Origin of the sequence: Candidatus Sodalis pierantonius str. SOPE (assembly GCF_000517405.1) — a bacterium.
Lineage (GTDB): Bacteria > Pseudomonadota > Gammaproteobacteria > Enterobacterales > Enterobacteriaceae > Sodalis_C > Sodalis_C pierantonii.
Map to the genome: position 1 here is coordinate 4,140,709 of NZ_CP006568.1, position 13,199 is coordinate 4,153,907.

A 13,199-nucleotide genomic window follows, 5' to 3' on the forward strand; every position below is an offset into this window, starting at 1 on the left:
AAATTGCCTGTCAGCGGGTGGCCAGCGATGCGTCCAGCGAGCCGTCCGCCGCGCACAGCTTACAGCCTCCCGGGTGCAGGTGCGGATCGGCCTGCAGATGCCAGCCAAACTGGTTGAGCGTGGCGGCCAGATGCTGTTCCACCAGCGGCAGAAGCGCCGGATGGACCAGCAGCTGTAGCGGCCCACTGAAAGCCGGCTCTTGCTGGAGCAAATGCTGTATCGGTGCGGCCATGATGTCGTCCCATTGCGCGGGCAGTGCGCCGAGCACCTGCCGCGCCGCGTGCAGGGCTAATTGCGCCAGCCGGTCGGCGATTACGGTGTCCATGGCATCCAGGCTATGTTGAAATTCGCTGACCAGAGTTTGCAGTTGGGCAACAGCTGGCTGCTGTTCGCGCTGCCCCTGCGCGCGTCCTTCCTCCTGGCCCGCCTGATACCCTTCCTGTCGCCCCTGCTGGAAACCCTGACGGCGCCCTTCTTCAAAACCCGCCTGCTGGGCCTCTTGCAGCACTTTTTCCCGCATCAACGCCAGCGCGGCCTGTTGATGGCGCTGTTCGCTGATTTCGTGCTCCGGCGCGGGATGTCCGCCCGGTAGCGGCGCGAAATCCGTCAACGACCAGGGACGCCAGGCGGCGTCGCGTACATCAGACATAGGAATCCTCGGCGCCGCTTATCACGATCTTGCCGCTTTCGGCCAGGCGGCGGACGATTTGCAAAATGGCCTTTTGTTCGTTTTCCACTAGCGACATGCGTATCGGCCCGCGATTGGCGAGATCGTCGCGCAGAATATCCGCGGCCCGCTGGGACATATTGGACAAGAACCGTTCGCGCAGAGGCTCGTCGGCGGTTTTGAGGGCGATTATCAACGACTCGCTCTCCACTTCCTGTAGCAGACGCTGGATACTGAGGTCGTCCACCTGCACCAGATTCTCGAACAGGAACATTTCGTCGATGATCTTCTGCGCCAGTTCGCGGTCGAAATCGCGCATGGCATTGATAACCGCCTCTTCCTGCTGGGTTTTCATCAAATTGATAATCTCGGCGGCGGTGCGGATACCGCCCATTTTGCTGCGCTTGAGATTCTGTCCATCCAGCAGACCGATGAGTACCTCGGTCAATTCCGCCAGCGCGGCAGGCTGTACCCCGCCAAAGGTGGCGATACGCAGCATCACGTCGTTGCGCAATTTTTCGTCGAACAACACCAGGATGTCGGCGGCCTGGCTGCGGCGCAGATGCACCAGGATGGTGGCGATAATTTGCGGATGCTCATCGCGAATCAAATCGGCGGCGCTCTGCGGCTCCATAAAGTTGAGTGTTTCCATGCCGGTGGTGGTTTCGCGGGTTTCAAAAATGTCTTCCAGCAGGCTGGAAGCGCGCTCTTCACCCAGCGCTTTCACCAACACCGAACGCAGATAATCGCCGGTATTAACGCTCAGGGGCTGTACTGATCCGCGGCGACTTCAAACTCCTTCAGCACCTCATTTAATTGCGCCTGAGAAATTTGCCGCAGCCCGGCCATTGCGCTACTCAACTGCTGCACTTCGCGTACGGCGAGATGTTTAAACACCTCCGCCGCGCGATCTTCGCCCAGGGTCAAAAGCAAAATGGCGCTTTTCTCGATACCGGTCATAGTCATATTTCGTTTGCTATCCATTGGCGCACCACCAGGGCCACGATGCGCGGATCGCTGTCCGCCAATGTGTGTACCCGCTCGGCCCTGGCTTCGGTGTGATCGCGTTGTGCGGCGCGCTGCGGCGCCTCTTGTTGCTCTTTGCTGAGCTTGACCACCACATCTTCTTCCGCCGCCGCTGCCTGCACTGTAGCCGCCGTTGCCTCGGCTTTACTCGCCACCAGCGGTTTCACCACTTTGCGCCATAACAACTAGGCCGCCAGTAGAACAGCCAGCCAGCGTCCGGCGCTTAACAGAGCATTGAGCAGCAAAGGCTGTTGCCAGAAGGGCAGCGCCGGCTCGCCGTCGCCGCTTTGCATGAACGGCGTATTGATAACGCTCAGCGTGTCGCCGCGCTCGCTGGAATAGCCCATCGCCTCGCGGGTGATGGCTTCGATTTGCCTTAGCGTTTCAGGCGGCAGCGGTTTGCCGGTGCCGTCATCGCCCGCCCCCTGATAATTAACGACCACTGCCACCGATAGCCGCTGGAGCTGCCCCACGTTGCGCCGCACGTGGCGCAACGTGCGATCCAGCTCGTAATTGACGGTCTCATCCTTGCGGGTATTGGACGACTGCGTCGGCGCCCGCTCCAAGGTGGCGTTGGCATTCGCATTGGCGTTAGCGTTTGGCGCCGGCCGCGCAGCGGTTCTTGCCGGGGTGCGGTTGGCGGGTGTTTTATCGATAGGCGCGCTATTGACCGGCGCGGGCTGATTGGAGAGGGCGCCCGGTACGCCGCCCTGTGCGCCGCCGCCCAACTGCTCGCTCTCAGACGCCTGACGGGAGCGAATGGCGGAGTTATCGCCACTACCGTTGGGGGCGTAACGTTCCGCGGTTTGCTCTTGGCTGTCGAAGTCAATTTGCGCCGTGACTTGCGCGTGAACATTGCCGCTGCCTACCACCGGCGCCAGAATGTTTTCGATTCGCTGTTGGAAATTATTTTCCAATTCGTTGCTGAATTTAAGCTGGATCGCGTTCAGTTCGCGCCCGTTGGGATCGGCCTGGGTCAGTAAATGCCCCTGTTGATCCAAAACCGTGATATTAGCCGGCGGCATACCGGCCACGCTGCTGGCGACCATATAGACAATCGCGCTGACCTGACCGTCATCCAGCACCCGGCCCGGCTGTAGCGTCAGGGTCACTGAGGCGGAGGGGTTCTTTTGCTCCCGGATAAATAGCGACGGCTTGGGGAGCGCCAGGTGCACCCGCGCGGATACCACCGGGCCGAGGGTTTCCATCGTGCGCGCCAACTCGCCTTCCAATCCGCGCTGGTAGTTGATCTGCTCGCTGAACTGGCTGATGTCGAACTTTTCCTGGTCCAGCAGCTCAAACCCCACCGCGCCGCCCTTCGGCAGTCCTTGACCCGCGAGTTTCAGCCGCGTTTCGTGCACTTTATCCGCGGGGATAAGCAGCGCCGTACCCTGCTCCGAAAAGCGATACGGAATGTTCATTTGCGTCAGCTGCGTGACGATATCGCCACCGTCGCGATCGCTTAAATTGCTATAAAGTACCCGATAGTCGGGACTTCTGGCCCACAGCGCCAACGCGACAACCAGGGCGATTGCCGCCGCTACCGCCACTGCGGCGGTCAATTTGGGATGAACACGCAACCGCTCCAGATAAGGAGCGAAAGGGTTTTTACCTTGTGTGGCGGAACTGTTTTTAACCGTGCTCATACCTTATTCCTGCCAACAATGGAACATAACGGGCTCTGTTGCTGATAACAAAACGCTCTCTCTGCCGCGCGCGAATGGGTTTTTCGGTGAACTACATCAAATATGATGGGTATTATTTACTGGGTAAGACAAATTGATGGCTTAAATAGCCGGGTTTTTTAGCGTTAATTACTCGCTTTTAACCTCTGGCGATTTCTGCTAAGGTGGCGCTAATATCACAAAAAGGAAACTAATGGAATGTTGGTGCAAGGTATAGAGGCGGTAGTGGCGCAGCTCAACGCCACCGCGCGCGCGGCGGACGGCATGATAAACAATCCGGCTGAGAACCCTGCGGGGTTCGCGCAGCAGCTTGGCGCCGCGCTGGATAAAATCAGCGATACGCAGATCCAGGCGAGCCGCGAGTCACAAGCCTATTCGAGCGGGGGAAACCGATCTGCAATTGAACGATGTGATGATTGATTTACAAAAATCGGCCCTGTCGCTGCAAATGGGCGTTCAGGTCCGTAATAAACTGGTCTCCGCCTATCAGGACGTGATGAATATGTCGGTGTAATACTGTTTTGCGCTGATGAGATGAAAGAGTCAGTGCTTTCCCTCTCGAATGCCGTGTTGCTCAATCGACATCACCTTTAGCGACTTCACAGGATTTTATTCAGAGACGCTTAAGGTGGCGGCAAACTCACGCTGCCCCCCTATTTTGCCGGGATGGGTTATTGGCATCGCTAATGTCTATCCAGACGAGTTGAAAAGACAAAACGGGAAGCGTTAGGGGTTATTCAACCGCCGGCGCCGGCCTGATTTGCCACGACGCCGACAGCTATAGGCGGTCACCGGCACCGATCAGCTATGTTTATGTTTACCCAGCTGCGCGATGCGCTTCTGATCCTCTTCCTCATCGGCATCCGCATCGTGGGCCATATGGCACAACGCCATTACTAGAATGGAAAGGGTGCTTTGTTGAATAAATCCGAAATTTGTGTGACGACTTCCTCCCTATCAGGGCGATTGTTACATGATGCGGACGCTGTTTGGCATTCCTAACAGCGTGATCCGGTTAAGCGCTTTGACCATTGCCATAGCCTCACCTACCTGCGCGTCATAGTCATGCAGACTCAGATGACCACCCAGAAGTGTTTTAAACCGGAACATGGTCGTTTCAGCCAGTGAACGCCGGTGATAACCTACTTTCTTTTTCCAGGTATCGTTATTGCCGCTCAGATGCTGATTTGCCACCGCATGGTTACGCTCATGGTATCGAGCTGGCCAATATTGCGCACCACTTCGCGGTGGGATAAGCGGCTTTATTTTTTTCCTCAGCAGAGCATCATGACAGTAACGCGTATCGTAAGCACTGTCAGCCGACGCTTCCCTGATTTTCCGGTGGGTTTGGTTAATCAGCCCGGGCAGCGCCTGCGCATCTGTCGTACCGCTTAGCGATAAATCGGCACAGATAATTTCATGTGTCGCGCTATCTACTGCCAGATGAAGCTTGCGCCATACTCTGCGCCTCTCAGCCCCATGCTGCCTGACTTTCCATTCGCCTTCGCCGAAGACTTTCAGGTCGGTGCCATCGATGACCAGGTGTGAGATTTCGCCGCGGGTTGGCGTTTTTATGCTGATGTCGACGGTTTTTGCTCGCCGGCTGACCAGAGAGTAATCTGGGCAGCGCAGCGACAGCCCCATCAGTTTAAAAATCGAGTCAACGAAACCCTGTAACGCCCGGAGCGAAAGGTTAAACACGCGCTTTATCATCAGAACCGTGGTAATGGCCATATCGGTGTAGTGAAGCGGCCGGCCACGATGTTCAGGTGGTGTACTCTCAGTCCATGCAGCAATGGCTGACTCATCAAGCCATACTGTCAGGTTCCCCCGCTGCCTGAGCGCATTGTTGTATGCGGGCCAGTTGGTGATTTTAAACTTTTGCTTTGCCATGGGGACCTGATGTTGAAACGAATGTAGTGATCAGAGCCGCCAGTCACCTAAAAGTTCGATTTATTCAACAAAGCCGTACACCACCTGAACATCGTGGCCGGCCGCTTCACTACACCGATATGGCCATTACCACGGTTCTGATGATAAAGCGCGTGTTTAACCTTTCGCTCCGGGCGTTACAGGGTTTCGTTGACTCGATTTTTAAACTGATGGGGCTGTCGCTGCGCTGCCCAGATTACTCTCTGGTCAGCCGGCGAGCAAAAACCGTCGACATCAGCATAAAAACGCCAACCCGCGGCGAAATCTCACACCTGCTCATCGATGGCACCGGCCTGAAAATCTTCGGCGAAGGCGAATGGAAAGTCAGGCAGCATGGGGCTGAGAGGCGCAGAGTATGGCGCAAGCTTCATCTGGCAGTAGATAGCGCGACACATGAAATTATCTGTGCCGATTTATCGCTAAGCGGTACGACAGATGCGCAGGCGCTGCCCGGGCTGATTAACCAAACCCACCGGAAAATCAGGGAAGCGTCGGCTGACAGTGCTTACGATACGCGTTACTGTCATGATGCTCTGCTGAGGAAAAAAATAAAGCCGCTTATCCCACCGCGAAGTGGTGCGCAATATTGGCCAGCTCGATACCATGAGCGTAACCATGCGGTGGCAAATCAGCATCTGAGCGGCAATATGCGACCCTGTACACGATTCTGTGTAAATGCCTTTTCTCAGAAGTGACCGTCCAGGCGGTCACCGAACTCGATAATAAAGCGGCTCATTGCCATGCGCCAGTCCCTCAAAGGCATTGTCCATTTCTATGAGGCCGCCTGTATCGCCAGCCACACCACCTTTTTCACTGCGTCGTCGGTCGGGAACACCTTGCGCTTTTTGATGGCATGCCGGATCACGCTGTTTAACGACTCGATGGCGTTGGTCGTGTAGATCACCTTGCGGATGTCCGTTGGGTAGGCAAAGAACGTGGCCAGATTGGCCCAGTTTGCCTGCCAGCTTCGACTTATTTGCGGGTAGCGGATGTCCCAGGCACTGGAGAACGCTTCCAGCGCCTGAAAGCCGGCTTCTTCCGTAGGGGCCTGATAGATAGCTTTCAGGTCGCGGGTGACGGCCTTGTAGTCCTTCCAGGAGACGAACCGCAGGCTGTTGCGCACCATATGTACGATACACAGCTGGAGCCGCGCCTCCGGATACACCGCGTTAATAGCGTCAGGGAAACCTTTCAGCCCGTCTACGCAGGCGATAAGGATATCGTTCAGGCCGCGGTTTTTCAGCTCTGTCAGCACGTTCAGCCAGAACTTTGCGCCTTCATTTTCGGTCAGCCACATACCTAGCAACTCTTTCTGGCCTTCGATGTTGATGCCCAGCGCCAGGAACACAGATTTGTTGATGATGCGGCTGTCCTGCCGGACTTTTAGAACGATACAGTCAAGATAAACAATGGAATAGACTGCATCTAGAGGCCGGTTTTGCCATTCGACAACCTGCTCCATGACCGCATCGGTGACCTTTGAGACCAGCGCCGGCGAGACAGCGGCGTCATACAGCTCTTTGAACGCGGCGGCGATCTCGCGGGTGGTCATCCCTTTGGCGTACAACGATAAAATCTGGTTATCCATCCCGGTAATCCGGGTCTGGTTCTTCTTCACCAGTTGCGATTCAAAGGAACCGTCACGATCGCGCGGAGTACGCAGCGCCAGCGGGCCATCGCCAGTGGTAACGGTTTTTGTGGAATAGCCGTTGCGGGCGTTGGTCCCCGGTTTAGGCTGATTTTTATCGTAGCCGAGGTGATGGGTCATTTCAGCATTGAGAGCTGCTTCGACGCTGATTTTTTTCAGCAGCCGATCGAAGTGACTGAGATCTTCAGGGGTTTTGAGATTTTTGGCCAGTTCGTTAGCCAGAGCCTGCAACTGTTTTTCGTCCATAAATTAACCTGTTTTTGATGTTGGCTTGAACATATCAAAATCAGGCAAATACACAAATTTCTAAACAGGCTCATGATGTTAGCCAATTTACTAAAGAAACCGTCTTGAGCTGCGCGGCCGATACATCAATATTCAGTGAGTTTTTTGCATTCACAAAGGAGAATTCTACCACAACTCGCTACATCAGCGAGAGGATCTTAAACGACGTTATCCAATATCAAAGTACGCACGCAAAACGCCATCATATCGAATTGTCTGGACCTGCCTCTTCTGCTTTGGAAAGCCGATTTTTGACCACCGCGCGTGTTGATGAGGCCATTGATAAAGACCGGGCAACGCTTGCGAAATCACTTAACGCCGATGAAGACGCCGATCCACCTGCGCAACGCGCAAATATCTTATCAAAGGGCGCCGGGGATATATTAGCGCAGGACCAGCGCGCTGATGAGGGCGCCTCGGCTGCGCCGCCGCAGACGAGCTCATTCTTCACCGAGGTCGTATCTCTGCCAGTGAAGGGCTTTGTTGGGCTTTGTTGAATAAATCGAACTTTTAGGTGACTGGCGGCTATGATCACTACATTCGTTTCAACATCAGGTCCCCATGGCAAAGCAAAAGTTTAAAATTACCAACTGGCCCGCATATAACAATGCGCTCAGGCAGCGGGGGGACCTGACAGTATGGCTTGATGAGTCAGCCATTGCTGCATGGACTGAGAGTACACCACCTGAACATCGTGGCCGGCCGCTTCACTACACCGATATGGCCATTACCACGGTTCTGATGATAAAGCGCGTGTTTAACCTTTCGCTCCGGGCGTTACAGGGTTTCGTTGACTCGATTTTTAAACTGATGGGGCTGTCGCTGCGCTGCCCAGATTACTCTCTGGTCAGCCGGCGAGCAAAAACCGTCGACATCAGCATAAAAACGCCAACCCGCGGCGAAATCTCACACCTGGTCATCGATGGCACCGGCCTGAAAATCTTCGGCGAAGGCGAATGGAAAGTCAGGCAGCATGGGGCTGAGAGGCGCAGAGTATGGCGCAAGCTTCATCTGGCAGTAGATAGCGCGACACATGAAATTATCTGTGCCGATTTATCGCTAAGCGGTACGACAGATGCGCAGGCGCTGCCCGGGCTGATTAACCAAACCCACCGGAAAATCAGGGAAGCGTCGGCTGACAGTGCTTACGATACGCGTTACTGTCATGATGCTCTGCTGAGGAAAAAAATAAAGCCGCTTATCCCACCGCGAAGTGGTGCGCAATATTGGCCAGCTCGATACCATGAGCGTAACCATGCGGTGGCAAATCAGCATCTGAGCGGCAATAACGATACCTGGAAAAAGAAAGTAGGTTATCACCGGCGTTCACTGGCTGAAACGGCCATGTTCCGGTTTAAAATACTTCTGGGTGGTCATCTGAGTCTGCATGACTATGACGCGCAGGTAGGTGAGGCTATGGCAATGGTCAAAGCGCTTAACCGGATCACGTTGTTAGGAATGCCAAACAGCGTCCGCATCATGTAACAATCGCCCTGATAGGGAGGAAGTCGTCAAAAATTTCGGATTTATTCAACAAAGCGGCTTTGTTGAATAAATCGAACTTTTAGGTGACTGGCGGCTCTGATCACTACATTCGTTTCAACATCAGGTCCCCATGGCAAAGCAAAAGTTTAAAATCACCAACTGGCCCGCATACAACAATGCGCTTAGGCAGCGGGGGGACCTGACAGTATGGCTTGATGAGTCAGCCATTGCTGCATGGACTGAGAGTACACCACCTGAACATCGTGGCCGGCCGCTTCACTACACCGATATGGCCATTACCACGGTTCTGATGATAAAGCGCGTGTTTAACCTTTCGCTCCGGGCGTTACAGGGTTTCGTTGACGCGATTTTTAAACTGATGGGGCTGTCGCTGCGCTGCCCAGATTACTCTCTGGTCAGCCGGCGAGCAAAAACCGTCGACATCAGCATAAAAACGCCAACCCGCGGCGAGATCTCACACCTGGTCATCGATGGCACCGGCCTGAAAATCTTCGGCGAAGGCGAATGGAAAGTCAGGCAGCATGAGGCTGAGAGGCGCAGAGTATGGCGCAAGCTTCATCTGGCAGTAGATAGCGCGACACATGAAATTATCTGTGCCGATTTATCGCTAAGCGGTACGACAGATGCGCAGGCGCTGCCCGGGCTGATTAACCAAACCCAGCGGAAAATCAGGGAAGCGTCGGCTGACAGTGCTTACGATACGCGTTACTGTCATGATGCTCTGCTGAGGAAAAAAATAAAGCCGCTTATCCCACCGCGAAGTGGTGCGCAATATTGGCCAGCTCGATACCATGAGAGTAACCATGCGGTGGCAAATCAGCATCTGAGCGGCAATAACGATACCTGGAAAAAGAAAGTAGGTTATCACCGGCGTTCACTGGCTGAAACGGCCATGTTCCGGTTTAAAACACTTCTGGGTGGTCATCTGAGTCTGCATGACTATGACGCGCAGGTAGGTGAGGCTATGGCAATGGTCAAAGCGCTTAACCGGAGCCTGTTTAGAAATTTGTGTATTTGCCTGATTTTGATATGTTCAATCCAACATCAAAAACAGGTTAATTTATGGACGAAAAACAGTTGCAGGCTCTGGCTAACGAACTGGCCAAAAATCTCAAAACCCCTGAAGATCTCAGTCACTTCGATCGGCTGCTGAAAAAAATCAGCGTCGAAGCAGCTCTCAATGGCCGAAATGACCCATCACCTCGGCTACGATAAAAATCAGCCTAAACCGGGGACCAACGCCCGCAACGGCTATTCCACAAAAACCGTTACCACTGGCGATGGCTCGCTGGCGCTGCGTACTCCGCGCGATCGTGACGGTTCCTTTGAACCGCAACTGGTGAAGAAGAACCAGACCCGGATTACCGGGATGGATAACCAGATTTTATCGTTGTACGCCAAAGGGATGACCACTCGCGAGATCGCCGCCGCGTTCAAAGAGCTGTATGACGCCGATGTCTCGCCGGCGCTGGTCTCAAAGGTCACCGATGCGGTCATGGAGCAGGTTGTTGAATGGCAAAACCGGCCTCTGGATGCAGTCTATCCCATTGTTTATCTTGACTGTATCGTTCTAAAAGTCCGGCAAGACAGCCGCATCATCAACAAATCTGTGTTCCTGGCGCTGGGCATCAACATCGAAGGCCAGAAAGAGTTGCTAGGTATGTGGCTGGCCGAAAATGAAGGCGCAAAATTCTGGCTGAACGTGCTGACAGAGCTGAAAAACCGCGGCCTGAACGATATCCTTATCGCCTGCGGAGACGGGCTGAAAGGTTTCCCTGACGCTATTAACGCGGTGTATCCGGAGGCGCGGCTCCAGCTGTGTATCGTGCATATGGTGCGCAACAGCCTGCGGTTCGTCTCCTGGAAGGACTACAAGGCCGTCACCCGCGACCTGAAAGCTATCTATCAGGCCTCTACGGAAGAAGCCGGCTTGCAGGTGCTGGAAGCGTTCTCCAGTGCCTGGGACATCCGCTACCCGCAAATAAGTCGAAGCTGGCAGGCAAACTGGGCCAATCTGGCCACGTTCTTTGCCTACCCAACGGACATCCGCAAGGTGATCTACACGACCAACGCCATCGAGTCGTTAAACAGCGTGATCCGGCATGCCATCAAAAAGCGCAAGGTGTTCCCGACCAACGACGCAGTGAAAAAGGTGGTGTGGCTGGCGATACAGGCGGCCTCACAGAAATGGACAATGCCTTTGAGGAACTGGCGCATGGCAATGAGCCGCTTTATTATCGAGTTCGGTGACCGCCTGGACGGTCACTTCTGAGAAAAGGCATTTACACAGAATCGTGTACAGGGTCCTTAACCGGATCACGCTGTTAGGAATGCCAAACAGCGTCCGCATCATGTAACAATCGCCCTGATAGGGAGGAAGTCGTCACAAATTTCGGATTTATTCAACAAAGCGGCCTCGATCACCAAGCGTTTACGCACGGCGGCGGGCAGGACGCTTGCGCGCCAGGCGGCATCCTGTTTTTCAAAGCGTTCGGTGCAGGGCATGGAAACAACGCGCACCCGTTTCCCCTCTTCGCCAAGCTGTGCGGCGGCATATACGGCCAACTCAATTTCCGAGCCACTCGAAATAATGATAAGTTCAGGCGTTCCCTCACAATCGCGCAATATATAGCCGCCTCGGGCGATACTCTCCAACTGCCGCGCGCTGCGGGGCTGCTATTGCAAAGGTTGCCGCATAAAGATTAACGCGCTAGGGCCGTCTGTTCGCTCAATGGCCTGCTGCCAGGAGACGGCGGCTTCGACCCGGTCGCAGGCGCGCCAGGTTTCCATATTTGGCGTCAGGCGTAAGACGGCAAGCTGCTCGACGGGTTGGTGCGTGGGGCCGTCTTCGCCCAGGCCAATGGAATCATGGGTGTAAATGAAGATGCTGCGGATCTTCATTAACGCGGCCATGCGCACCGCATTGCGGGCGTATTCCATAAACATCAGGAAGGTGCCGCCATAGGGAATAAACCCGCCGTGCAACGCCACCCCGTTCATAATAGCGGACATGCCGAATTCCCGAACGCCGTAGGAAATATAATTGCCTGATGCGTTCGCGGGCGTGATATCACGGGCTTTAGCGTGGCGGGTCAAATTCGAGGGCGAAAGGTCCGCCGAGCCGCTCCGGCAACCACTGAATAAAGTGGTTAAGCGTCTGTTGGCTGGCCTGGCGCGTCGCCAGCGCTGCCGGTTCATCCTGCAGCCCGCGAATATAGTCCTGGCTGTTTTGCCGCCAGTCGTCGGGTAACGCTTTCAGGCTGCGCCGCAGCAGTTCGGCCGCTTCCCTCGGATAGGCCGACCGATATTCGGCAAAAAGTGTCTCCCAGCCGGCCTGGGCGGCGGCACCTTTGGCGCGCGCGTCCCATTGGGCATAGATTTCTGACGGAATGTCGAAGGGGGCATGGGGCCATCCCAACGCTTCCCTGACCAGCGCCACTTCCTCTTGCCCTAACGGGGAGCCATGGCTGTCATGGCTATCCGCTTTATTGGGCAAACCGTAACCGATGGTGGTTTTACAGCAAAGCAGGGTGGGTTTGTTCTGCTGACTGCGGGCGCTGTCCAACGCCGCGGCGACCTGCTTTGCATCCTGGCCACCTATATTATCAATGACGTGCCAGCCATAGGCGCGAAAACGGGCCGGGGTATCATCGGCGAACCAGTCGTCGACGTGTCCATCTATGGAAATATTGTTGTCATCTCACAGCGCAATCAGTTTTCCCAGTTTAAGGGTACCGGCAAGGAAGCAAGCCTCGTGGGAAATCCCCTCCATCAAACAGCCATCACCGAGAAAAGCATAGGTGTAATGAGAGACGACCGGATAACCTTCGCGGTTAAACTCCGCCGCCAGGACTTTCTCCGCCAGCGCCATGCCGACCGCATTGGCGATGCCTTGCCCGAGCGGCCCGGAGGTGGTTTCCACGCCGGGCGTTTTCGAGTGCAGCTGGCGGAAATTCTGTAAATCCTTAATGCTCAGGTCATAACCGGTCAAATGCAGCAAAGCGTACAGCAGCATCGAGCTGTGGCCGTTGGACAATACGAAACGGTCGCGATTGATCCAGTTGGGATCCGCCGGGTTGTGCTGCAAAAAATCCCGCCATAACACGGTCGCCATATCCGCCATGCCCAGCGGAGCGCCGGGGTGGCCGGAGTTGGCCTTTTGCACGGCATCGATACATAAAAAGCGTATGGCGTTAGCGAGCGACTGATGTTTCACGGTGGTCCCCTATTGGCAAAGAGGCGGCTGACGCGTTCGCTGCGTGCTGCCGTCGTTAATCCTCAATCCACTACGCTTGGTAGTGGTATGTACATATTAAATTTGTATAGTCATCTTAAGAATGCACCTAGACGTGACTATACACAAGAGGTAGGATTAGAAAGATGAGCAGACAGCATGGCTGAACCGTAAAGCTGTTAACTAGATCACATTTATGACGCGCATCGCGCCGGT

At 54.9% G+C, this 13,199-nt stretch carries 4 protein-coding genes and 8 pseudogenes; 6 read left to right on the forward strand and 6 right to left on the reverse strand.

Annotation, left to right across the window (positions count from 1 at the left end; translation table 11 throughout):
• Window positions 1-10: 10 nt before the first annotated feature.
• The 3 genes and pseudogenes from SOPEG_RS20535 to fliF all read right to left on the reverse strand — a co-directional run bounded on the left by SOPEG_RS20535 (window position 11) and on the right by fliF (window position 3,339).
• Window positions 11-649: a flagellar assembly protein FliH gene (locus tag SOPEG_RS20535; protein WP_038470613.1), complete on the reverse strand. Its 639-nt coding sequence runs from the start codon at window positions 647-649 to the stop codon at window positions 11-13.
• Window positions 642-1,633, reverse strand: a pseudogene (gene fliG / locus SOPEG_RS20540) (flagellar motor switch protein FliG). Before fliG ends, SOPEG_RS20535 begins: the two are co-directional and overlap by 8 nt.
• Window positions 1,630-3,339: pseudogene (gene fliF, locus SOPEG_RS20545) on the reverse strand (flagellar basal-body MS-ring/collar protein FliF). The pseudogenes fliG and fliF overlap by 4 nt, the downstream one beginning before the upstream one ends.
• Before the next feature lie 237 nt (window positions 3,340-3,576).
• Here fliF and fliE point away from each other — a divergent pair.
• Window positions 3,577-3,892: pseudogene (fliE, locus tag SOPEG_RS20550) on the forward strand (flagellar hook-basal body complex protein FliE).
• A 455-nt stretch (window positions 3,893-4,347) separates the two neighbouring features.
• Here the strand turns inward: fliE and SOPEG_RS20555 are convergent.
• On the reverse strand, window positions 4,348-5,271 hold the full coding sequence (locus SOPEG_RS20555) for an IS5 family transposase (protein WP_025246742.1): 924 nt from the start codon (window positions 5,269-5,271) through the stop codon (window positions 4,348-4,350).
• 77 nt (window positions 5,272-5,348) lie between these two features.
• Here SOPEG_RS20555 and SOPEG_RS20560 point away from each other — a divergent pair.
• A pseudogene (locus tag SOPEG_RS20560) lies at window positions 5,349-5,957 on the forward strand (IS5-like element ISSoEn1 family transposase); the annotation flags it as partial.
• A 38-nt stretch (window positions 5,958-5,995) separates the two neighbouring features.
• On the opposite strand, the pseudogene SOPEG_RS20565 reads toward SOPEG_RS20560, so the two are convergent.
• A pseudogene (locus tag SOPEG_RS20565) lies at window positions 5,996-7,204 on the reverse strand (IS256 family transposase).
• Between the two features lie 104 nt (window positions 7,205-7,308).
• On the opposite strand from SOPEG_RS20565, the gene SOPEG_RS28045 reads away from it, so the two are divergent.
• The 4 genes and pseudogenes from SOPEG_RS28045 to SOPEG_RS20585 all read left to right on the forward strand — a co-directional run bounded on the left by SOPEG_RS28045 (window position 7,309) and on the right by SOPEG_RS20585 (window position 11,021).
• Window positions 7,309-7,740 carry a hypothetical protein gene (locus SOPEG_RS28045; protein WP_148297152.1) on the forward strand — a complete coding sequence of 144 codons (432 nt, stop codon included), beginning with the start codon at window positions 7,309-7,311 and terminating at the stop codon, window positions 7,738-7,740.
• A 64-nt stretch (window positions 7,741-7,804) separates the two neighbouring features.
• Window positions 7,805-8,728, forward strand: a complete 924-nt coding sequence (locus SOPEG_RS20575; RefSeq protein WP_025243834.1) for an IS5-like element ISSoEn1 family transposase — start codon at window positions 7,805-7,807, stop codon at window positions 8,726-8,728.
• Between the two features lie 130 nt (window positions 8,729-8,858).
• Window positions 8,859-9,740 (forward strand): annotated as a pseudogene (locus tag SOPEG_RS20580) (IS5-like element ISSoEn1 family transposase); the annotation flags it as partial.
• A gap of 71 nt (window positions 9,741-9,811) precedes the next feature.
• Window positions 9,812-11,021: pseudogene (locus SOPEG_RS20585) on the forward strand (IS256 family transposase).
• Between the two features lie 134 nt (window positions 11,022-11,155).
• Here SOPEG_RS20585 and tkt read toward each other — a convergent pair.
• Window positions 11,156-12,965 (reverse strand): annotated as a pseudogene (gene tkt / locus SOPEG_RS20590) (transketolase); the annotation flags it as partial.
• Window positions 12,966-13,199 lie beyond the last annotated feature (234 nt).